The following is a 22,788-nucleotide window of genomic DNA, read 5'->3' as shown; positions in this document are numbered from 1 at the left end:
GATGCTGGGTGCGAGCGGTCAACGGGCCGGCCGGGAACCGAGGGGGCAGCGCTGACCGCCAGCATCCGGGACGTCGCCGTCCACGCCGGCGTCTCGGTCGGCACGGTCAGCAACGTCCTCAACCGACCCGACTCGGTCAGCCCGGCCACCCGGGAGCGGGTGCTGAGCGCGATCACCGCGCTGGGCTTCGTGCGCAACGAGTCCGCCCGCCACCTCCGGGCCGGCCGCAGCCGCACGATCGGGCTGGTCGTCCTCGACATCGCCAACCCGTTCTTCACCGACGTCGCCCGCGGGGTGGAGGAGGCGGCCAACGCGCAGGGCCTGTCGGTGGTGCTGTGCAACTCCGACGGTCAGCCGGCCAGGGAGGCCGCCCACCTGGAGGTGCTCACCGAGCAGCGGGTGCGGGGCGTCGTGCTCGCCCCGACCGCGGAGCTGTCCCCGCAGATCGAGACGCTCCGGCAGCGCGGTGTGCCGGTGGTGCTGCTGGACCGCCGCGCGCCCGGTCCCGACCAGTGCGCCGTGGCCGTGGACGACGTCCTCGGTGGCCGGCTGGCCGCCGACCACCTGCTCGAACGCGGGCACCGCCGGATCGCGTTCATCGGCGGCCCGGGCGGCCTGCCCCAGCTGCAGGAGCGCTACCGGGGGGTCGTCGCCGCCGTCCGCGAGGGCACCGGCTCCGACGACGCCCTCACCGTGGTCACCCCGGAGACGCTCACCGTGGCCGGCGGCCGCGAGGCGGCGGCCCGTCTCCTCGGGCTCCCCGCCGGGCTGCGCCCCACCGCCGCGGTCTGCGCCAACGACCTGCTGGCGATGGGCGTGCTCCAGGAGATGGTGCGCCACCGCGTCCGGGTCCCTGACGACCTCGCCATCGTCGGCTACGACGACATCGACTACGCCGCAGCCGCCGCCGTCCCGCTGACCTCGGTCCGCAAGCCCCGCCAGGAACTGGGCCGCCGAGCGGCGGAGCTGCTGCTGGACGAGGCTGCAGCCGAGGGCCACCAGCACGACCAACCCGTCTTCGAGCCGACGCTCGTCGTCCGCGAGTCCAGCATGGTCCGGCGACTCCGCCCGACCGTCGCGAGCTGAGAGGAGGAGCCGCCCGTGAAGGTCGCGCTCTTCGCCACCTGCCTGGTGGACACCCTGACCCCCTCGGTGGCCCGGGCCACCGCCACGCTGCTGCAACGGCTGGGGCACGAGGTCGTCGTGCCGCCGGGGCAGTCCTGCTGCGGGCAGATGCACGTCAACACCGGCTACCGCCGGGAGGCGGTGCCGATCGTCGCCAACCACGTGCGGGCCTTCGCCGGCGCGGAGGCGATCGTGGCGCCGTCCGGGTCGTGCGTGGCCTCCATCCACCACCAGCAGGCCGCCGTCGCCCGCCGGGCCGGGGAGCACCGGCTGGCCGAGGAGGCGGAGGAGCTGGCCGGGCGCACCTACGAGCTGTCCCAGTTCCTGGTCGACGTGCTGGGGGTGACCGACGTCGGCGCCTACTACCCGCACCGGGTCACCTACCACCCGACCTGCCACTCGCTGCGGCTGCTGAAGGTGGGCGAGGCGCCGCTGCATCTGCTGCGCGCGGTGCGCGGGCTGGAGCTGGTGGAGCTGCCCGGCGCCGAGCAGTGCTGCGGCTTCGGCGGCACCTTCGCGGTGAAGAACGCCGACACCTCGACCGCGATGCTCACCGACAAGATGGCCAACGTCCTCGGCACGCACGCCGAGGTCTGCACCGCCGGCGACGCCTCCTGCCTGATGCACATCGGCGGCGGCCTCTCCCGGCTCCGGGCCGGCACCCGCACGGTGCACCTGGCCGAGATCCTCGCCTCGACGGAGGAAGCCGTGACCCCCGACCAGACGACGAAGCCGGCGGTGTCGGCATGACCGCCACCGTGCCCCCGAAGGCGCCCACGTTCCTCGGCCTCCCCACCGCCCCCCGCGGCGTGGGCCACCTGCGCGGCGACCAGTCCTTCCCGGACGCCGCCCGCGGGGCCCTGCGCGACGGTCAGCTGCGGGCCAACCTCGGGCACGCCACCAGCACCATCCGCGGCAAGCGGGCCAAGGTCGTCGGCGAGCTGCCGGACTGGGCGCAGCTGCGCGAGGCCGGCCGGGCGCTGAAGGCCGCCACGATGGCCCGCCTCGACGAGCACCTGGAGGAGCTCGAACGCCAGGTCACCGCCCGCGGCGGCGTCGTCCACTGGGCCCGGGACGCGAACGAGGCCAACGAGATCGTCACCCGGCTGGTGCAGGCGACCGGCACGTCCGAGGTGGTCAAGGTCAAGTCGATGGCCACCCAGGAGATCGGCCTGAACGAGGCGCTGGAGGCCGCCGGCCTCGACGTCTTCGAGACCGACCTCGCCGAGCTGATCGTGCAGCTGGGGGAGGACAGCCCGTCGCACATCCTGGTGCCGGCGATCCACAAGAACCGGGCCGAGATCCGGGAGATCTTCGCCCGCACCATCCCCGGCGTCGACCCCGAGCTCACCGACGACCCCCGCCAGCTGGCGATGGCCGCCCGCACCCACCTGCGCGAGCGGTTCCTCCGCGCCCGGGTGGCGGTCAGCGGCGCGAACTTCGCCGTCGCCGAGACCGGCACGCTCACCGTGGTGGAGAGCGAGGGCAACGGGCGGATGTGCCTGACCCTGCCGGAGACGCTGATCACCGTGATGGGCATCGAGAAGGTGGTGCCCACCTGGCGCGACCTCGAGGTGTTCCTGCAGCTGCTGCCGCGCTCCTCCACCGGCGAGCGGATGAACCCCTACACCTCGACCTGGGCCGGCGTGACCCCCGGCGACGGGCCGCAGGAGTTCCACCTGGTGCTGCTGGACAACGGCCGCACCGGGGTGCTGGCCGACGAGGTGGGCCGCGAGGCGCTGCACTGCATCCGCTGCTCGGCCTGCCTGAACGTCTGCCCGGTCTACGAGCGGGCCGGCGGGCACTCCTACGGCTCGGTCTACCCCGGGCCGATCGGCGCAGTGCTCTCCCCGATGCTGACCGGCGTCGAGGACAACGCCTCGCTGCCCTACGCCTCGTCGCTGTGCGGCGCCTGCTACGACGTCTGCCCGGTGGCCATCGACATCCCCTCGATCCTGGTGCACCTGCGCGCCGAGCACGTCGAGGCGCAGGAGCGGCCCACGGCCGAGGCGGTCGCCTTCCGGGGCCTGGCCAGGGTCATGTCGCACCCGCGGCTGTGGCACCTGGCCCAGCGGGCATCCCGGCTCGGCCGGCTGATCGCCCGCGGGAGGCCCACGCTGCCCAACGCGCTGCCCCCGCCGATCTCCGGCTGGACCCGCAGCCGCGACCTGCCCACCCCACCGAAGGAGACCTTCGTGGAGTCCTGGGTGCGGGAGCACGGGTCGTGACCGGGCGGGGCTCGTCCCGACGTTCCACGTGCAACACGACAGGAGGACGACGGTGAGCGCGCGCGAGGAGGTGCTGTCCCGGGTCCGCCAGGCGCTCGGGGAGGACCGGACGACGCCCGACGAGGTGGTCCGCGACTACCGGCTTGCCGACGGCCGCCCGGCCGGGGACCCGGCGCTGCTGGAGCTGCTGGTCGACCGGGTCGAGGACTACCGGGCCACGGTGCTGCGCTGCTCCCCGGCCGAGGTAGGCGCCACCGTGCGGGCCGCCCTCGACCAGGGGCTGGGCGACGGGTGGGCGGCCGGCGACGTCGTCGTCGCCCCCGGGCTGGCCGAGGACTGGCGGCCGGCCGGCTGCGACGTCGACGACGACCGGCCGGCGGTGCAGCTGGCCGACCGCGCCGCCTCGGTCACCGCGGTGGCGGTGGCGGTCGCCGAGACCGGCACCCTCGTCCTCGACGGGTCACCGGCCTGCGGACGACGGGCGCTCTCGCTGCTGCCGGACTGCCTGGTCTGCGTGGTGACCGCCGACCAGGTGGTCGGCAGCGTGCCCGAGGGGCTGGCCCGGCTGGACCCGCTGCGCCCGCTCACGATGGTCAGCGGCCCCTCGGCCACCAGCGACATCGAGCTGCAGCGGGTCGAGGGCGTACACGGCCCGCGGACCCTGCTGGTCGTGCTGGCCGGCTGACGGTGCCGGCCGGCTGAGGCCCGTCAGCCGTTGCGGGTCGGGGGCTCGCCCTCGGCCCGGGCGGCTGCCGCCTGCGCCGGGTCGTAGGCGCAGGCGTCGGTGACCTCGGCGACCGGGTCCACCGCCGCCGGGGTGGCACTGCCGGACGGCTCCGCGCTGCCGGACGGCTCGTCACCGGTGGACGGCGCGGCATCGGTGGACGGCGCGGCGCTGGTCGAGGGCGCGGCGGACGAGGGAGCCGCCGGGGAGTTGCCCAGCGCCTGCTGCACCAGCGCCCGGATCCGGTCGTAGTCCGGGTAGGCCGGGTCGATCACCGTGTCGTCGAAGACGACGCTGCGGATCTCGGCGTCCTTCACCTCGAACGCCAGGTCGACCAGGTCGTCCAGCCGGGACTGCGGCACGTCGGTGGACACGATGTCCTGGGTCGTCGCGGCCAGCTGCTGGAACCGGCTCAGCAGGGTCATCGGGTCGGCGGCCTCGACGATCTCGCTGATCACGCACCGCTGGCGGTCCATCCGCTGGTAGTCGGTGAGACCGAACCGGCCACGGGCGAAGTCGAGGGCACGGGCGCCGTCCATGTGCTGCTCCGGGCCGGGTTCGATGTAGTCGTCGGGCAGGATCCCGAGTGAGGGCTCACCACCGATGGGCACGTAGTAGTTGACGTTGACGTCGATGCCGCCGAGCGCGTCGACCAGCCGGCTGAACCCGTCCAGGTTGACCAGCACGAAGTAGTCGATCTCCAGGCCGAGGGCCTCGCCGACACCGAGCTTGAGGAAGTCGGCGCCGGGGTCGTCGGTCGGGCCGAGGACGTCGGGGTACCAGGCCGGCCCGTTGCGGTAGACGGCGTTGAGCAGGCTCTCGGACTCCGACCCGGCGTCGAAGCCGTCGGGGTAGACCTCGGCCAGCGGGCTGTCCTCGGGGAAGGGCAGCTCCTGCAGGTTGCGGGGCAGGCTGAAGAGCGTGGTCTCGCCGGTGTCGGTCTGCACGTTGGCCACGATCACCGTGTCGGTGCGCACCCCGTCGCGGCCCTCGCCGCCGTCCCCGCCCAGGAGCAGGAAGTTCACCTCGTCCTGGTCACCGAACGGGTGGGCGTCGTCGCCGGAGTCGGTGACCGTGGCGCTGTCCCGGTCGGCGAACACGTTGTCCAGCAGCTCGGCCTGGGCGTTGGCGATGCGCACCGCCCACGCGGCGGGCACGACGACCCCCGCGCAGAGGGCCAGGACGACGACCGCGCCGACCACGTGCTGCCAGCCCCGCGTCCGGCGTGGCAGCAACAGTGCGTAACCGATCAGGACGACGAGCAGCCAGGCCACCGCGAGGGCGATGATGCCGCCGACCACCCATCGCAGGGCCGAGGAGTCGACGGCCACCTGGATCACGTCGCGCAGGCCCGTGGTGGCCAGGTAGGCCACGGCGCCGAGCAGCACCATGAAGACGACGACGACGACCGCACCGAGCCGGCGCCGTCCGGTGGCCAGGAAGGCCGACCCGGGCACCAGGGCACCGAGCACGGTGAGCAGCAGGGCCGGCCCGAAGCCGCGGACGGTGCGCTGGATGCCGTGCCGCCGGCCCGGCTGGGTGGCTGGGTCGTCGCTCACGCAGCAGCCGCACGCGTCCGGGATCCGGTCATCGGGCCATGATCGCACCGTTTCGGCCGCATATCACGGGGTCGCGGGACGGTCTCACCCCTGGAAGCGCAGGTCGTGACGCCGGTCACGCCACCATGTCTGGGGCGGCACTCCCCGGGTACGGAAGGCTGAGGCGGAACCGCCGTGGCCGCCCGCCCGTCGTCACGGTCCCGCAGCTCACCAGCCGTTGGTACGGCCCGAGGAGGTCGATCGTGTCCCACACGTCGCGCGAGGCAGTTCTGCTCACCGAGCTCGAGCCGGTGGTCGAGGAGAACCTGAACCGCCACATCGGGCTCGCCCAGGAATGGCACCCGCACGACTACGTCCCGTGGTCGGAGGGGCGGGACTTCGCCTTCCTCGGCGGTGAGGACTGGTCGCCGGAGCAGTCCCGGCTGGACGAGACCGCAAAGGCGGCCATGTTCACCAACCTGCTCACCGAGGACAACCTGCCCAGCTACCACCGGGAGATCGCCACCCGCTTCGGCCGTGACGGCGCCTGGGGCACCTGGGTCGGCCGCTGGACGGCGGAGGAGAACCGGCACGGCATCGCGCTGCGTGACTACCTCGTCGTCACCCGCGGGGTCGACCCCGTCGAGCTCGAGCGGGCCCGGATGGACTACATGACCTCCGGCTACGACTCCGGCGACAAGACGCCGCTCGAGGCCGTCGCCTACGTCTCCTTCCAGGAGCTCGCCACCCGGGTGAGCCACCGCAACACCGGCAAGGCCACCGGCGACCCGATCGCCGACAAGCTGCTCGCCCGGATCGCCAAGGACGAGAACCTGCACATGGTCTTCTACCGGAACATCGTCTCCGCGGCGTTCGAGATCGAGCCGGACAAGACCATGCGGGCGGTCGCCGACGAGGTCATGCGCTTCGAGATGCCCGGCGCGACCATGGCCGGCTTCCGGAAGAACTCCGTGCTCATCGCCAAGGCCGGCATCTACGACCTGCGGCTGCACCACGACGAGGTCATCCAGCCCGTGCTGCGCGCATGGAAGGTGTTCGAGCGCACCAACCTCGGCCCCGAGGGCGAGCAGGCCCGCGAGGAGCTGGCCCAGTTCCTGGTCGGGCTCGACGCGCAGGCCACCAAGTTCGTGGAGAGCCGGGACCGGATGCGCACCCGCATGCAGGCGCGCCAGGACACCGAGCTCACCCCTCTCCCGCAAGCCTGAGCCGAGGAGCGGCCTAGGCTCGGGACCCGTGCGCCTGGCCACCTGGAACGTCAACTCCATCCGCAGCCGAGTCGACCGGGTGGAGGCCTGGCTGCAGCGCAGTGACGTCGACGTCCTGGCGCTGCAGGAGACCAAGTGCAAGGACGAGCAGTTCCCGGAGGACCGGTTCCGGGCGCTGGGCTACGACGTCGCGCACGTCGGCCACTCGCAGTGGAACGGCGTCGCGCTGCTGTCGCGGGTCGGGCTCAGCGACGTCCAGGTCGGCTTCCCGGGGATGCCGTCGTGGTCGTCGAAGGAGGGCGTCGAGCCCGCCCAGGAGGCCCGGGCGCTGGGCGCCACCTGCGGCGGCGTGCAGGTGTGGAGCCTGTACGTGCCGAACGGTCGGACGCTGACCGACCCGCACCTGCAGTACAAGCTCGAGTGGCTGGAGGCGCTGCGGGTGCACGCCGGCGGGTGGCTCAGCGAGGACACCGAGGCGCAGGTCGCGCTGGTCGGCGACTGGAACATCGCCCCGCAGGACGACGACGTCTGGGACATCTCGGTGTTCAGCTCCTCCACGCACGTCTCCGAGCCGGAGCGGGCGGCGTTCCGGGGCGTGGTCGAGGCCGGGTTCACCGACGTCGTCCGGCCGTACACGCCCGGACCCGGCGTCTACACGTACTGGGACTACACCCAGCTGCGCTTCCCCCGCCGCGAGGGCATGCGGATCGACTTCGTGCTCGGCTCGCCGGCGCTGACCCAGCGGGTCACCGGCGCCCGTATCGACCGCGAGGAGCGCAAGGGCAAGGGCGCGAGCGACCACGCGCCCGTCGTCGTCGACCTGGCCGACTGACCCACCCCACTCGCGATCCGGCGCCCGCACCGGCACGGGGCACCGGCTCTCCCACGAGGTGGCCAGGAGACACCGCAGCGACGAGCACGGGTGCAGAGTGCTGGCGCGACTGGGTGTGCAGCAGGCCGCCGTGCTGCCAGAGGCTCGGTCCCGCTACGGGGGGGGACACGGTTCTGACGCTGTCGTGAGTTCCGCGATGTTCCCGCCGGCACCACGCGCCTCGGGTGGACCGGTGCTGTCGTCCTGGCCGCCGGCGCCGCACTGAGCACTCGGCGCACGTCTCCGTCGGGCGGTGTCGGGACGGTTCCGCGGAACCGTCCGCCTCACTGACCTGCAGTTCTGTCAGTGGCTCCCGCTACGTTCGAACACATGATCGATGCGCTGATCGCTCCCCCGCCACTGTCCGTCGTCGCCCCGGCGGCCACCGAGCCGGCCGAGCCCCATGAGCCACTCGAGGTGGGGCAGCCACTCGAGCCGCTCGACGCGCTCGGTGATCGGATCTGCGCCGGTGCGGTGCAGCTGGCGGCGGCGACGGCGTCCTGGTTGCGACTGGTCGCCGAGTTCGACGAGCGGGAGGGCTGGGGAGGCGTCGGCATCACCTCGTGTGCGCACTGGCTGGCCTGGAAGTGCGCGCTGACGCCGGGGACGGCCCGTCAGCACGTCCGGGTGGCGCGGGCGCTACGCAACCTGCCCCTCACCAGCGCCGCCTTCTCCGCCGGAGAGCTCTCCTACTCGAAGGTGCGCGCGCTGACCCGGGTCGCCGAGCCGGGTACCGAGGCAGAGCTCGTCGAGTTCGCCCGGCACGCCACCGCATCCCAGGTGGAGCGCACCGTGCGGGCCTGGCGCCGGGCCGACGACGTCGACTCAGGCCGGGTCGCCGAGCGGCGGCGGTTCTCCTGGTGGATCGAGGACGACGGGATGGTCTCGGTGCAGATCCGGATGGAAGCCGAGCAGGGCGCCGAGTTCCTCGCCGCCATCGAGTCGCTCGCCGAACGGGACGCCCGCCGGGAACGGGCCGCCCGCCGCCGCGCCCAGGCCGCCCTGGCCGACGGCCCGGAACTGGCCGGCGTCCAGGAACCGGAGGGGAGCGTGGCCGGCGGCGGTTCACGACCGGCCGGGGACGGGGACGCAGCCCCAGCCGGCGGAGACTCGTCCAACGGCGGAGCCGCGGCCGGAGGGACCTTGTCTCCCCGCGTCCCCCGCCAGCACAGGGGTGTCGCCGGCGATCCGCCGGCCGAGGACCCGCCCGCCGAGGACGCGGTGGAGCCGCTGGCGGTGACGACCGAGCGCCGCTGCCGGGCGATGACCCAGCTGGCCGCGGCGGCGGCCGACGCTGATCGTCGCGCCGGGGACCCGCCCCGTCGCGAGGTGGTCGTCGTCGTGGACGCCGCGGTACTGGCCGACGACGAGGCCGCCGGGAGGGCTGCGCTGGAAGGCGGCCCGGCCCTCACACCGGCGCAGGCCCGGCGACTGGCCTGCGACGCGGCCGTCACCGCGATCGTCACCGACGGCCCCGAGGTGCTCGCCCAGGGCCGGTCGCGGCGGTACGCCACCCGCGCCCAGCGCCGCGCACTGCTGCTCCGCGACGGCGGCTGCGCGCGACCCGGCTGCGAGGAGACGCGGCCGGAACGCCTGCACGCCCACCACCTGCGGCACTGGCTGCACGGCGGCCGCACCGACGTCTCCAACCTCGTCCTGCTCTGCGACGTCGACCACGGGCTGGTCCACGACCACGACCTGGTGCTCAGCCGGCGCGAGGGCCGGCTGGTCGCCGTGGCCCCCGACGGCGGGCGGCCGTGGTCCGAGACCGCTGAGCGGTTCCGCGGAACCGCCGGCGACGGGCTGACGTCACTGCTCCCGCACCCAGACCTGCTGCCCGCAGCCCTCCCCTCCGACGGCGAGCGGATGGACCTGCAGCACGCCGTCTGGGCCCTCATGGCCCACCGCGACCTCGTCCGGCGACGCGCCGCCTGAACGGAAGGACGGCCGTCGGGTGGCCGTTGCACCAGGTGATGCCCACCGCGCGCACCGCTCCCGCCAGCACCCCGTTCCTCGCCGCCCCGAACACCGCCGCCCCGGACACCGCCGCCGCATCGGATGCCGCCCCGGTCGCCGCCCTCCGCTCCGTGTCGGATGCCTCCCCCGTCAACGGCGTTCGACCCGTCACGGCGCCCACGCCGTCCCGGCGCTGGACGCCGTCCCGGGTCCTCGTCACCCGTTCCGCGGCCGAGCGCCCGTACGGGCAGCGGGTGCTGGCCCGGCTGGAGGCAGCCGGGGTGAGTGACATCGAGCTGCTGCGCGGTGACCGGCTTCCGTCCTTGCGCGGCAACGGCGACCGGGCGGCGTTCATGGCCGCCAAGCAGACGCTGGCGCTGGTCGTCCCGCCGGCCTCGCTGCGCCGGCTCCAGCCGATCGCCCCCTCGGCCGACTGGCGGTTCGACCTCGCGCAGGGCTGCCCGGCGCACTGCCAGTACTGCTACCTGGCCGGCTCGCTGTCCGGGCCGCCGATCACCCGGGTGTACGCCGACCTCGACGAGGCGCTGACAGGCCTGGACGGCTACGTCGGGCACGGCACCGTCACCTCCGGGTCCGCCGCGCGCGCCGGCGAGGGGACGACGTTCGAGGCCTCCTGCTACACCGACCCGCTCGCCCTGGAGCACCTGACCGGCGGGCTGGCCACGGCGATCACCCACTTCGGCACCCACGACTGGGCCGGGCCGGTGCAGCTGCGAGCCACCACCAAGTTCGACGACGTCGCCGGCCTGCTCGACCTGCCGCACGGCGGCCGGACCCGGCTGCGCTTCTCGCTGAACGCCGCCTCGGTGGCCCGCCGCTTCGAGGGGGCCACCTCGCCCGTCGCCGGCCGCATCGCCGCCCTGGGCGCGGTGGCCGCCGCCGGCTATCCCGTCGGGCTGACCATCGCCCCGATCATGCCCGGGGAGGGCTGGCGGGAGGGGTACGGCCAGCTGCTGGACGACGTCGCCGCGGCGCTCCCCCGAGGCACCGACCTCACCGTCGAGTGCATCACCCACCGCTTCACGCCGGGCAGCAAGGCCACGCTGACCGACTGGTACCCGCGCACGAAGCTGGAGATGGACGAGACGACCAGGACCACCAAGCGCGGCAAGTTCGGGGCCGTGAAGCACGTCTACCCGCGCGACACCATGGCGGAGCTGCGGAGCTGGTTCCAGGGCGCGATCGCCGACCGGCTGCCCGACGCCCGGCTGCTCTACTGGACCTGAGCCGCGGCTCAGATCAGGGCTCAGAGCTCAGCGGGGGCGGTGCTGGACCAGGCCGACCGGCACCGGGCCGGGCCAGACGGCCTCCAGCGCCTCGGCGGTCTCCTCGCGGAGCTCGGTGGCCGCGCCGAACGTGCACACCCGCACCGGGCCGCCGTCCGGCACCTCCTCCAGCACGTCGGCGACGACGACGGTGATGTTGTCGGTGGGCGGCCCGGCCAGCGCGGCGTCCCGCAGGCGCGCAGCGGCCTCGAGGGGCGTGCCCTCGGCAGCCAGCAGGTCGCACAGCACCGCCGGCGGGACGACGTCGGACAGCCCGTCGGAGCAGACCATCACCCGGTCACCGGCGCGCGCCTCCAGCCGCAGCACGTCGACCGCGGCGACGTCGTCGTCCGCGCCGTGCAGGGCCGCGTAGACCGCCGACCGCTGGGGGTGCACCTTCGCCTCGGCCGGCGTGAGCGAGCCGGCGTCGATCAGCGCCTGGACCAGGGTGTGGTCGGTGCTGACCTGCTGCAGCTCGCCGTCCTGGAGCAGGTAGCCGCGGGAGTCGCCGATGTGCAGCAGCGCCAGCCCGTCGGCGTCGACGTACAGCACGGTCATCGTGGTCGCCATCGTCCGCAGCCGCGGGCGCTCGGTGTAGGCGGCCCGGATCCGTTCGTTCGCGCTGGCCACGATCCGCACCGGGTCGTCCGCACCCTCGCCGGTGCTGCCGGTGGCCAGCGGGGCCAGCCAGTTGACCACCAGCGAGGAGGCGACCGCGCCGCCGACGTTGCCGCCGACCCCGTCGGCGATGCCGATCAGCCGCGGGCCGGCGACCGCGGAGTCCTGGTTGTCCGGGCGGGGACCGCGGGTGGAGACGGCTGCACTGTCCAGCACGAGCACCTGCCGTCACCTCCTGTCCTCACCGGCCGACCACCCTGCACTGCGAACGCAGCGGTCGCCGAACGGTAGATCACGCGACCCGGGGGCGCGCACGAACACGGCGCGCGCGGTCACCTACCGTTCGTCCTCGTGCTCGTCCTGCTGCCGCCGTCGGAGACCAAGCACCCCGGTGGGGACGGCGCCCCACTGGACCTGGGTGCCCTCGGCACCCCGGAGCTGAACCCCCTCCGGGAGCAGTTGGTGGAGGCGGTGGTGACCCTCGCCGCCGACGTCCCGGCCGCCCGCGCGGCCCTCGGCCTCTCCCCCGCCCAGGACGGCGAGATCGCCCGCAACGCCGCGCTGCGCACCAGCCCGACCATGCCGGCGATCGAGCGCTACACCGGCGTGCTCTACGACGCGCTGGACGTCCGGTCCCTCACCCGCGCGCAGCGACGCCGGGCCGCCGGGCGGCTCGCGGTGGGGTCGGCGCTGTTCGGGCTGCTGCGGGCCGACGACCCCGTCCCCGCCTACCGGCTCTCCGCGGGCAGCTCCCTGCCCGGGCTGCCGACCCTGCGCTCGCTGTGGAAGCCGGTGCTCACCGACGTGCTGGCCGGCGTCGACGACCTGGTGGTCGACCTGCGGTCGGGCGCCTACGCCGAGCTGGCCCCGGTGCCGGGCGCGATCACCGTGCAGGTGCTCAGCGAGCGCCCCGACGGCACCCGGGCGGTCGTCTCCCACTTCAACAAGGCGCACAAGGGCCGGCTGGCACGGCTGCTGGCGACCACCACGGCCGAGCCGGACTCCGTCGTCCGGCTGCGGGCGCTGCTGCGCCGGGGCGGGTTGCACGTGGAACACGACGGCGGGACGGAGCTGACCCTCGTCGTCCCGGCCGCAGCGGTGACCCGCTGACGGCTGGCAGGGTTGAGACAGGGGTGACTCAACGAGGGACAGTCCGGTAAGGCGAGTCGCGTCTGTCCACCTGACGCACTAAATAGCATCGCTGCAATGGACATCGCAGATGTACTAGCCGCCGCCCAGACGCCCGTCTACCTGGAAGGCAGGAGCAACGGCGACCTCGAGGCGCGTGTTCACACGGCCTTGACGACTGCCGGCCACTCCACCGTCTTGGAGGCACACCCTGCACTCGACGCAGGACTCGAGACGAGCATCCTGGATGCATTGCTGAACCTGGCCAAGGCAACCAAGCCGAACCACCAGCAGGATTTCCTGGACCAGTACCGCTACTGGGCTCTGTTTCGCTACCTAGGCGCCCTAACTGCCGAGCCAGCGCTCCGCCTTTCCACCGCCGGCCGCCGCATCAGAGGAAATCAGCGACGCGTTCTGAGCGAGGAACTGGGCGTGGGCTTCTCCGTGCTCGTAGCCGAACACTGGATCAATCACCTGCTCGGAACTGCTGCAAGACACCACGTTGTCGACATCGACGTGGCGATCGGGAAGCGCACCCTGCAAAAGTGGGGTGCCAACAAGCGGGTCTCCCAATCCGGGGGGAAGCGAGCTGACTACGTCATGATCAGTCAGGACCCGCGAGACCTACAGCGACTCCGCATCTTGATGCTTGAGAGCAAAGGGACCCGGTCCGACAGCCACAGCGTCAGGCAACTCGCCACCGCTGGCCAGCAACTGCTAGGAGTGGAGTTGGACGAACGGATTCCTCGCGGCTTGGCAGTCAGCACCGTGATGGATGGCGAATACCTATACTACAACGCTCTGAAGCTGAAACGAGACGCTCGCAACCCAAGCAGGAACGCGGCTAGGTCCACACTCACCTACACCCCTCCCGAAGCTTTGCACGAAGGGGAGGCGGGACTAGAGATCACCATCGACGCCGAGAGGCTGGACAACCGAGCGGACGTGGAACTCGGCGCCGAAGATGGAGTGGCGGAAGACGCGGCTGCAAACGCAATACGGGCATCCTGGGCAAACCTTGCTGATTTTGGCAACAGTGCCGCAGCCTTTCGCCGCTGGGCCCCGGACGACCTACTAGCCAGGAAGACTCGTAGGGCCGACGACCTGCCCAGCCGTGAGACCCGCGAGATCGCCGGGGGCGTAGGACTCATCGGAGTAAGCACTGATATCTCCCTCCCGGGCGGACGAATAGAGATCTTCCTGGGTGTGACTGAGGAGTTGGACGAAGCCTTGCTTCACGGCAACGCGGCAGCGGTGTTGCATGCACAGGGTGAGTCACTCCGGATTGATCGAACTCAACGACCGCAAGACTCGCACCGGGCTTGGTCTGTATCGAGTGATGGAGCCGCCCTGCTGATCGCAGCTCGTTAGCTCCTGGTCTGCTGCCTGCGACACCTGATGCCTACCCTCACACACGCACGAGGTTCCTCAACGCTGAGATACCCAGTACGGTCGCCGGGGTGAGCGACCTCGACGAGCTGTGCACCCGTCCGGCGACCGAGCTGGCCGCGCTGGTCCGCGACCGGGAGGTCTCCGCCCGGGAGCTGATGGACGCCCACCTCGACCGGATCGAGCGGCTGAACCCGGAGCTCAACGCGATCGTCACCCTGGACGCCGAGGGTGCCCGGGCCGCGGCCGACGCCGCCGACGCCCGGCAGGCCGCGGGGGAGCCGATCGGCCCGCTGCACGGGCTGCCGGTCGCCCACAAGGACACCCACGTCACCGGCGGCATGCGGACCACCTGGGGCTCGCCGCTGCACGCCGAGAACGTGCCGGCCGAGGACGAGCTCGTGGTCGCCCGGCTCCGCGCCGCCGGGGCGATCCGGGTCGGCAAGACGAACGTGCCGGAGTTCGCGGCCGGGTCGCACACCTTCAACACCCTCTTCGGCGCCACCCACAACCCCTACCGGCACGGGCTGTCCGCCGGGGGCTCCTCCGGCGGTGCGGCCGCGGCCCTGGCCGCCGGGCTGGTGCCGCTCGCCGAGGGCAGCGACATGGGCGGCTCGCTGCGCAACCCGGCCGCGTTCTGCAACGTCGTCGGGCTGCGCCCCACGCCCGGCCGGGTGCCCAGCCACCCGACGGCGATCGGCTGGTCGCAGCTGTCGGTGCAGGGACCGATGGGCCGCACCGTCGCCGACGTCGCGCTGGCCATGTCCGCCCTGGCCGGCCCCGACCCGCGGGTGCCGATCTCGCTGAGCGAGCCCGGCGCGCCGCTGGCCGCACCGCTGCCGACCGAGCTGACCGGCCTGCGGGTGGCCTGGGCGCCCGACCTGGGCGGCCGGGTCCCGGTCGACCCGGCGATCACCGCGGTGCTGATGGCGCAGCTCGGGGTGTTCCGCGACCTCGGCGCGACCGTCGAGGAGGACTGCCCGGACCTCACCGGCGCCGACGAGGCGTTCGGCGTGCTGCGGGCCTGGCTGTTCGAGGCCAGCTACGGCGACCTGGTGCGCCGGCACCCGGACCAGGTCAAGGAGACGATCCGCTGGAACGCCGCCCGCGGCGCCGAGCTGACCGGCGCCGACGTCGGCCGCGCGGAGGTGGCGCACACGGCGCTGTACCAGCGGGTCGTCGAGTTCTTCGAGCGCTACGACGTGCTGCTGGCCCCGACCACCCAGGTGCTGCCGTTCCCGGTGGAGCAGGAGTACCCGACCGAGGTCGCCGGCGTCCCGCAGGAGGACTACCTGGGCTGGATGCGGTCGTGCACGCTCATCTCGGCGACCGGGTGCCCGGCGCTGTCGGTGCCCGGCGGGTTCACCCCCGACGGGCTGCCGGTGGGCCTGCAGGTCATCGGGGCGCCGCGGGCCGACCGGACGGTGCTGGAGGTCGGGCACGCGTTCGAGCAGGCCACCGGCCACGGGCTGCGGCGACCACCGCTGGGCTGAGAGGGTGGGGCGGTGACCGACACCCCGTGGTGGACCAGTGCCGTCGTCTACCAGGTCTACCCGCGGTCGTTCATGGACTCCGACGGCGACGGCATCGGTGACCTCGCCGGCATCCGGCACCGGCTGGACCACCTGGCCGACCTGGGCGTCGACGTCCTGTGGCTGTCACCGGTGTACGCCTCGCCCCAGGCGGACAACGGCTACGACATCAGCGACTACCAGGCCATCGACCCGACGTTCGGCACGCTGGAGCAGTTCGACGAGCTGCTCGCGGAGGTGCACGAGCGCGGGATGAAGCTGGTCATGGACCTGGTGGTCAACCACACCAGCGACCAGCACCCGTGGTTCCAGGAGAGCCGGGCGTCGCGCACCTCGCCCAAGCGCGACTGGTACTGGTGGCGGCCGGCGCGGGCAGGCCTGACCGCGGGTGCGCCCGGCGCCGAGCCGACCAACTGGCACTCCTTCTTCTCCGGCCCGACCTGGGAGCTGGACGAGGCCAGCGGGGAGTACTACCTGCACCTGTTCGACCGCACCCAGCCCGACCTGAACTGGGAGAACCCGCAGGTCCGCGAGGCGATCTACGCGATGATGCGGTGGTGGCTGGACCGCGGGGTCGACGGCTTCCGGATGGACGTCATCAACATGATCTCCAAGGACGTCGCCCCCGACGGCAGCCTGCACGACGGCCCACCCCTGCCGGGCGCGCCGTACGGCGACGGGTCGGCGTCCTACCTCTGCGGGCCGCGCATCCACGAGTTCCTGCAGGAGATGCACCGCGAGGTGTTCGCCGGGCGGCCCGAGCGGCTGCTGACCGTCGGCGAGATGCCCGGCGTGACCGTGGAGCAGGCGCGGCTGTTCACCGACCCGGCCCGGGCCGAGGTCGACATGGTGTTCCAGTTCGAGCACGTGGGGCTGGACTTCGACGGGGACAAGTGGCACGCCCGGCCGCTGCGACTGACCGACCTCAAGGCCTCCTTCGGGCGCTGGCAGGCCGGGCTGGCCGAGGTGGGGTGGAACTCCCTCTACTGGGACAACCACGACCAGCCGCGGGCGGTCTCCCGGTTCGGTGACGACAGCCCCGAGCACCGGCGGGACTCCGCCACCTGCCTGGCGACCCTGCTGCACCTGCACCGCGGGACGCCCTACGTCTACCAGGGCGAGGAGCTGGGCATGGCCAACGCCCCGTTCGCGACGCTGGCCGACTTCCGGGACGTCGAATCGCTCAACCACTTCGCCCAGGCGGTCGCCGCCGGGCACGACCCCGAGGCGGTGCTGGCCGCGATCCGGCCGGTCAGCCGGGACAACGCCCGCACCCCGGTGCAGTGGGACGCCACCGAACACGCCGGCTTCACCACCGGGACGCCGTGGATCGCGGTCAACCCCGACCACCGCGAGTGGAACGCCGCGGCGCAGCGCACGGACCCGCGGTCCGTCCTGGCCCACCACCGGGCACTGATCGCGCTGCGGCACGCCTCCCGGACGGTCCAGCTGGGCGACTTCACCATGCTGCTCCCCGGGCACGAGGAGGTCTACGCGTTCACCCGCTCACTGGACGGGGAGACGCTGCTCGTGGTGTGCAACGTCAGTGCGACGGCACACTCCCTGGCCGACCTGCTGCCGGCCGCGGTGGACGCCGAGCTGGTGCTGGGCAACCTCCCCGACCCGGACCCGTTGCGGCTGGCGGCCTGGGAAGCCCGGGTCGTGCGGCTGCCCTGAGGACTCACTCGGTGGTGGGCGCCACCCGGTAGGCGCCGTCCGTGCCGGCGACCCCGGCCGGGCGGTGGGCCCGGGCGACCATGACCTTCTCGTGCTTGCGGGCGAAGACCACCGTGCCCACCAGGAACAGGCCGGAGAGCACCAGGACGACGGCGCTCAGCGCGTTGACGAAGGGCAGTTCCACCCCGGAGAGCGCGAGCACGCCGACGGCGACCAGCGCGAGGGCGGCGACGACGGCCCCGGCCGCGCGCCACGGGCTTCGGCCGACCTCCTCGACGCCCGCCACCGCCTTGTCCTGGGCGTAGTCGAGTGGCTTGCGCGCCCAGGTGAAGCGGGTGGCCAGCACCGCCAGCCCGGCGGCGACGAGGACGAAGCCGGGGCCGGGCAGCACCAGCAGGCCGATCCCGGCGAGGGTCAGCAGGCCACCCAGGGTGGCGATCACGACGGTCTTCACGATTTCCGGTCGTGCCCCACCGGGTGGCTCCCTACTCCACCCACGTCGGCGTGTCGCGGACGTTGCCCTCAGCGGCGGCGGCGCAGCCCCCGGAGCGTGCGGACGGCGACCAGCAGCTCGGCCAGCTCGTGCCGGTCACCGGCGGCGAGGTCGGCGAGCTGGGCCGCGGCCCGTTGCTGGGCGACGTCCCAGGCGTCGACCCACCGCTCGACGAGCTCCGCCGCGGCCTCGCCGTCGGAGTTCCGCAGGCCCAGCACGTCAGCGGTGAGCGTCGCCTGCTCGCTCGCCAGGTCGTCGCGCAGGCTCGCCCGGGCCATCGACGGCCAGCGCCGGTCCCGGGGCAGCCCGATGACCAGCTCACGGAGTGGCACCAGGCCCAGCCGCTCGGCCAGGCACTGCGACACCTGGGCCGCCAGCGCGATGGGCGCGCCGGTGTCCTCGGCGACCACCGCCAGGTCCAGCGCGGTCGGCAGCAGCGGCGCCGCCGCGACCACGGCGGCCAGCTCCGGCGGGACGCCGGCGGCCCGCAGCTCCGCGGCCCGCTCGGCGTAGGCCTCGGCGTCGGCGCCCAGCAGCCAGCCGGGCAGGCCGGCGCGCACCTCGGCGACCGGCCCGGCGAACCGCTCGATCACCGGGGCCAGCGTCGCCGCCGGCTCCGCAGTCAGCTCGGGGATCCGCAGCAGCCAGCGGGTGCTCCGCTCGGCCAGCCGGGTCGCCTCGGTGCGCAGGTGCACCTGGGTGGCGGCCGGGACCCGGTTGTCCAGGTCCCGGGGGGCGTCCCACAGCCGGTCGACGTCGAACACCGCCCGGGCCACGGTGTGCGCCCGCACGACCGCGGCGACCGGGGCGCCGGTCTCCTCACCCAGCCGGAACAGCCCGGTGACGCCGGCGGTGTTCACCGCCCGGTTGCTCAGCACCGTGGCCACGATCTCGCGGTCCAGCGGGTGACCGGCCAGCGCGGTGGGGAAGCGGGCGCGCAGTGCGGTCGGGAAGTACTCCTGGAGCAGCTCGGCCAGCGCCGGGTCGTCGGGCAGGCCCGAGTCCAGCACCGCGTCGCCGGCCTCGATCTTGGCGTAGGCCAGCAGCACGGAGAGCTCGGGGCCGGTCAGGGCCTGGCCGTCGCGGCGGCGCTCGGTGATCGCGCGGTCGTCGGGCAGGTCCTCCACCACGCGGTCCAGCCGGCCGGAGCGCTCCAGCGCCCGCAGGTACCGCTGGTGTGCGTCGAGCAGACCGCGGGACGCGGCGCACTCGGTGGCCAGGGTGGCGTTCTGCGCGTAGTTGTCCCCGAGCACGGCCGCGGCGACCTCGTCGGTCATCTCCTCCAGCAGCCGCGCCCGGCCGGCCGGGTCCAACCGCCCGTCGTCCACCACCCGGTTCAGCGCGATCTTGATGTTGACCTCGTGGTCGGAGGTGTCGACGCCCGCGGAGTTGTCGATCGCGTCCGTGTTCACCCGGCCGCCGGCCAGGGCGTACTCGATCCGCCCCCGCTGGGTCAGGCCCAGGTTGCCGCCCTCGCCGACCACCCGGACCCGCAGCTGGCCGCCGTCGACCCGCACCGCGTCGTTGGCCTTGTCCCCCACGTCCAGCGCGCTCTCCCCGGCGGCCTTCACGTAGGTGCCGATCCCGCCGTTGAACAGCAGGTCGACCGGGGCGAGCAGCACCGCGCGCACCAGCTCCGGCGGGCTCAGCGCCTCCACGTCGTCGGCCAGCCCCAGCGCCTCGCGCATCGGCGCGGAGACCGGCACCGACTTCGCCGTCCGCGGCCACACCCCGCCGCCGGGGCTGATCAGCGAGCGGTCGTAGTCGGCCCACGAGGACCGCGGCAGCGCGAACAGCCGCCGGCGCTCGGCGAAGGAGGCGGCGGCGTCCGGGGTCGGGTCGACGAAGACGTGCCGGTGGTCGAAGGCCGCCACCAGCCGCAGGTGCTCCGACAGCAGCATCCCGTTGCCGAACACGTCACCGGACATGTCGCCGATGCCGACGACGGTGACCTCCTGGCTCTGCACGTCCACGCCCAGCTCACGGAAGTGCCGGGTGACCGACTCCCAGGCGCCGCGGGCGGTGATGCCCATCGCCTTGTGGTCGTAGCCCACCGAGCCGCCGGAGGCGAAGGCGTCACCCAGCCAGAACCCGCGCTCGAGGGCCACCGAGTTGGCCAGGTCGGAGAAGGTCGCCGTCCCCTTGTCGGCCGCGACCACCAGGTAGGTGTCGTCCCCGTCGTGCCGGACCACCCGCTCCGGCGGGACGACGGCGCCGTCCACCAGGTTGTCGGTGAGGGCCAGCAGGGCGCCGATGAACTGGGTGTAGCAGGCCTTGCCCTCGGCGACCACGTCGTCCCGGGACGCGCCTTCGCCCGGCCCGCGCAGCACGACGAAGCCGCCCTTGGCCCCGGTCGGCACGATCACGGTGTTCTTCACCGTCTGCGCCTTGACCAGGCCGAGCACCTCGGTGCGCAGGTCCTCCCGCCGGTCGCTCCAGCGCAGCCCGCCGCGGGCCACCGCACCGAAGCGCAGGTGGACGCCGAGCACCCTCGGCGAGCTGACCCACACCTCCCGCGCCGGGCGGGGCTCGGGCAGGTCGGGGACGGCGGAGGGGTCGAGCTTGAGCGCCAGCGGGGCTCCCTCGGTGAACACGCCGGCCGTGTACGCCGTCGTCCGCAGGGTCGCCCGGACGGCGGCCAGCAGCGAGGACAGCACCCGGTCGGCGTCCAGCGAGGCGACCTCGCCGATCGCGTCGGTGAGCGAGTCGACGAGGGCGGTGGTGCGCGCCTCCCGGCCCGCCGACCGGTCGGGGTGGAACCGCGTCTCGAACAGCGCCACCAGCCGGGCCACGATCCCCGGGTGCGCGGCGAGCGTCTCCTGCACGTAGCCCTCGCCGAAGGGCAGCCCGCCCTGCCGCAGCCACTGCGCGTAGGCGCGCAGCACGGCCACCTGGCGCCAGGTCAGCCCGGCCAGCAGCACCAGGGAGTTGAGGGCGTCGTCCTCCGCGCGGCCGGCCCACACGGCGGTGATCGTGTCGGTGAAGCGCTCGGGCAGCGTGCCGGCGAAGGGCACCTCGACGGTCGGCGACGCCAGGCCGAAGTCGTACACCCAGGCCAGCGGGGCGCCGATCCGGTCGATCTCGTAGGGCCGCTCGTCCAGCACCTCGACGCCCATGTGCTGCAGCACCGGCAGCACGTCGGACAGCAGCAGCCGCTCCCCCACCCGGTAGACGGTCAGCCGGCGCTCGCCCTCGGGGCCGGCCGGCGTCCGCAGCCGCAGGTCCAGCCCGCCGGGGGCCAGCCGGTCCAGCCGGGCGAGGTCCTCCACGGCCGCCTGCGCCGGGAACTCCTCCTGGTAGGCCGCGGGGAAGGCGTCGGCGACCCGGGCCAGCAGCCGGGGGCCGTCGTCGCCGTGCCGTGCCGCGAGGGCCTCGGCCAGGTCGTCGGTCCAGCTGCGGGCGGCCGCGGCCAGCGCCACCTCCAGCGCCGGGACGTCGACGTCGGGCAGCGACGGGCCGCCCCGCCGGCTCACCGGCACCCGGACGACGAAGTGCAGGCGGGTGAGCACCGACTCGCTGGAGCGGACGGTGAACTCGACGTGCGTGCCGCCCAGGTGCTCCAGCAGCAGCCGCTGCATGGTCAGCCGGACCTGCGTCGTGTACCGGTCGCGGGGGAGGTAGACCAGGGCGGAGAAGAACCGGCCGAACGGGTCGCGGCGGAGGAACAACCGGGTCTGCCGGCGTTCCCGCAGGTGCAGCACGGCCAGCGCCACCGGCAGCAGCTCGTCGACGTCGACCTGCAGCAGCTCGTCGCGCGGGTAGGTCTCCAGGACGTCGAGCAGCTGCTTGCCCGAGTGGCTGTCCGCGGGCACCCCCGAGCGCGCCAGGACGGCGTCCGCGGTCCGCCGGATCAGCGGCACGTCCCGGACGCTGCTGGTGTAGGCCTCGTTCGGGAACAGCCCCACCAGCAGGTGCTGGCGGCCCCGGCTGCCCGGCGAGTCGCTGGGCAGGTCGACGACGACCAGGTCCAGCCAGGCCGGGCGCTGGACGGTGGACCGGGCGTCGCCCTTGGTGACCCGGACCCGGCGGGCGGCGACCGCGCCCGGGGCGGCCAGCGCGGCCGGTGCCACCGAGGTGGCCCGCTGGGGGGAGCTGCGCAGCACGCCGAGCTCGGAGCCGGCGACCACGTCGACCGCCGGCTCGGCGGCGTCCCCGACCAGCTCGACGGTGCGGGCGCCGAGGAAGAGGAAGTTGCCGCGGGCCAGCCAGCGGAGCAGGGCCGCGGCCTCGGCCGGGTCGTCGGCGGGGTGCCCGGCGTCCTCGGGGGCCGGCAGGCGGTCCAGTGCGTCGGCGATCTCCTCGGCCCGCCCCGCCAGTGCAGCTGCGTCGGTGTGCGCGCGGCGGACGTCGTCGAGCACCGCCCCGATCCCGGCCAGCAGGTCGGTGGCCGCCTCGTCGTCGACCTGCCCGGAGAGCACGACGGACATCCAGGACTCGGCGATCGCGTCGGCACCGCAGGTGGCCGCGTCGGCGCTGTCGCAGAAGGTGACGAGCTCCCCGTCGGCGTCCCGGCGGACGACCACGACCGGGTGCACGACGTGCTCGGGGGCGATGCCCTGCCGGGTCACCTCGGCGGTCACCGAGTCGACGAGGAAGGGCATGTCGTCGACGACGACCCGGAGCACGGCCCGCCCGCCGTCGGTGCGGTGGACGTCGACGACCGGCGTGCCCGGCCGGCGGGAGGCCGCCAGCCGGAGGTGCCCCAGCGCCAGGGCGGCCAGTTCGGCGGGGTCGTGGCCGACCACCTCGGCGGCCGGCTCACCGGCGTAGAAGCGGTGCAGCAGGACGGGGGCGTCGGCCGCCTCGACGCCGGCCGGGAGAGCACCCTGACCGGTCAGCTGCCCGCGTGCCGCCGTCGCCGCCCGGTCCAGCAGCCGGCGCTTCTCCTCCTGCGCCGCCTCCAGCGAGGCCATGTCGACGAGGCTGTCCACGGAACTCTCGACAGGGCCGTCGACGGGCGCCTCACCGGCCGGGGTGCGGGTGGACGGATCGGACTC

Annotated in this window: 16 protein-coding genes; 12 read left to right on the top strand and 4 right to left on the bottom strand. The window is 73.8% G+C overall.

Annotated features, from left to right (window positions below; translation table 11 throughout):
• Window positions 1–51: 51 nt before the first annotated feature.
• From FB380_RS06985 to FB380_RS06970, 4 genes are read left to right on the top strand one after another with little or no spacing between them, the layout of a single operon-like run.
• Entirely contained in the window at window positions 52–1,086 is a 1,035-nt protein-coding gene (locus tag FB380_RS06985) for a LacI family DNA-binding transcriptional regulator (protein WP_166756104.1), read from the top strand.
• 15 nt (window positions 1,087–1,101) lie between these two features.
• On the top strand, window positions 1,102–1,875 hold the full coding sequence (locus FB380_RS25870; RefSeq protein ID WP_166754440.1) for a (Fe-S)-binding protein: 774 nt from the start codon (window positions 1,102–1,104) through the stop codon (window positions 1,873–1,875).
• Window positions 1,872–3,353 carry a LutB/LldF family L-lactate oxidation iron-sulfur protein gene (locus FB380_RS06975; protein WP_166754439.1) on the top strand — a complete coding sequence of 494 codons (1,482 nt, stop codon included), beginning with the start codon at window positions 1,872–1,874 and terminating at the stop codon, window positions 3,351–3,353. The genes FB380_RS25870 and FB380_RS06975 overlap by 4 nt, the downstream gene beginning before the upstream one ends.
• Window positions 3,354–3,405: 52 nt before the next feature.
• Window positions 3,406–4,038, top strand: a complete 633-nt coding sequence (locus FB380_RS06970) for a LutC/YkgG family protein (protein WP_166754438.1) — start codon at window positions 3,406–3,408, stop codon at window positions 4,036–4,038.
• A gap of 23 nt (window positions 4,039–4,061) precedes the next feature.
• On the opposite strand, the gene FB380_RS06965 is transcribed toward FB380_RS06970, so the two are convergent.
• Entirely contained in the window at window positions 4,062–5,636 is a 1,575-nt protein-coding gene (locus FB380_RS06965) for an LCP family protein (protein ID WP_166754437.1), read from the bottom strand.
• A gap of 242 nt (window positions 5,637–5,878) precedes the next feature.
• On the opposite strand from FB380_RS06965, the gene FB380_RS06960 reads away from it, so the two are divergent.
• From FB380_RS06960 to FB380_RS06945, 4 genes are all read left to right on the top strand, one after another.
• On the top strand, window positions 5,879–6,841 hold the full coding sequence (locus FB380_RS06960; RefSeq protein ID WP_166754436.1) for an acyl-ACP desaturase: 963 nt from the start codon (window positions 5,879–5,881) through the stop codon (window positions 6,839–6,841).
• Window positions 6,842–6,869: 28 nt separating this feature from the next.
• Entirely contained in the window at window positions 6,870–7,673 is an 804-nt protein-coding gene (locus tag FB380_RS06955; protein ID WP_166754435.1) for an exodeoxyribonuclease III, read from the top strand.
• A 369-nt stretch (window positions 7,674–8,042) separates the two neighbouring features.
• Window positions 8,043–9,647 carry an HNH endonuclease signature motif containing protein gene (locus FB380_RS06950; RefSeq protein ID WP_166754434.1) on the top strand — a complete coding sequence of 535 codons (1,605 nt, stop codon included), beginning with the start codon at window positions 8,043–8,045 and terminating at the stop codon, window positions 9,645–9,647.
• A gap of 38 nt (window positions 9,648–9,685) precedes the next feature.
• On the top strand, window positions 9,686–10,915 hold the full coding sequence (locus tag FB380_RS06945) for an SPL family radical SAM protein (protein ID WP_229681778.1): 1,230 nt from the start codon (window positions 9,686–9,688) through the stop codon (window positions 10,913–10,915).
• 27 nt (window positions 10,916–10,942) lie between these two features.
• On the opposite strand, the gene FB380_RS06940 is transcribed toward FB380_RS06945, so the two are convergent.
• Complete coding sequence (locus tag FB380_RS06940; RefSeq protein WP_166754433.1) at window positions 10,943–11,794, bottom strand: PP2C family protein-serine/threonine phosphatase; 852 nt, start codon at window positions 11,792–11,794, stop codon at window positions 10,943–10,945.
• A 129-nt stretch (window positions 11,795–11,923) separates the two neighbouring features.
• Between FB380_RS06940 and yaaA the strand changes: the two genes are divergently transcribed.
• The 4 genes from yaaA (at window position 11,924) to FB380_RS06920 (ending at window position 17,298) form a co-directional block, all read left to right on the top strand.
• A complete protein-coding gene (gene yaaA, locus FB380_RS06935; RefSeq protein WP_166754432.1) occupies window positions 11,924–12,682 on the top strand; it encodes a peroxide stress protein YaaA in 759 nt (252 codons plus the stop codon).
• A gap of 96 nt (window positions 12,683–12,778) precedes the next feature.
• Entirely contained in the window at window positions 12,779–14,071 is a 1,293-nt protein-coding gene (locus tag FB380_RS06930; RefSeq protein ID WP_166754431.1) for a hypothetical protein, read from the top strand.
• 89 nt (window positions 14,072–14,160) lie between these two features.
• Entirely contained in the window at window positions 14,161–15,582 is a 1,422-nt protein-coding gene (locus tag FB380_RS06925; RefSeq protein WP_166754430.1) for an amidase, read from the top strand.
• Between the two features lie 12 nt (window positions 15,583–15,594).
• Entirely contained in the window at window positions 15,595–17,298 is a 1,704-nt protein-coding gene (locus FB380_RS06920; protein ID WP_166754429.1) for a glycoside hydrolase family 13 protein, read from the top strand.
• A 4-nt stretch (window positions 17,299–17,302) separates the two neighbouring features.
• On the opposite strand, the gene FB380_RS06915 is transcribed toward FB380_RS06920, so the two are convergent.
• Together FB380_RS06915 and FB380_RS06910 are read right to left on the bottom strand one after the other, a co-directional pair.
• On the bottom strand, window positions 17,303–17,752 hold the full coding sequence (locus FB380_RS06915; protein WP_166754428.1) for a PGPGW domain-containing protein: 450 nt from the start codon (window positions 17,750–17,752) through the stop codon (window positions 17,303–17,305).
• A gap of 68 nt (window positions 17,753–17,820) precedes the next feature.
• Window positions 17,821–22,722, bottom strand: coding sequence for an NAD-glutamate dehydrogenase (locus FB380_RS06910; protein ID WP_229681777.1), 4,902 nt, complete (start codon window positions 22,720–22,722; stop codon window positions 17,821–17,823).
• Window positions 22,723–22,788 lie beyond the last annotated feature (66 nt).

It is taken from the genome of Modestobacter marinus (assembly GCF_011758655.1).
Taxonomy (GTDB): Bacteria; Actinomycetota; Actinomycetes; order Mycobacteriales; family Geodermatophilaceae; genus Modestobacter; species Modestobacter marinus.
This window is presented reverse-complemented; position numbering and strand designations above follow the sequence as displayed.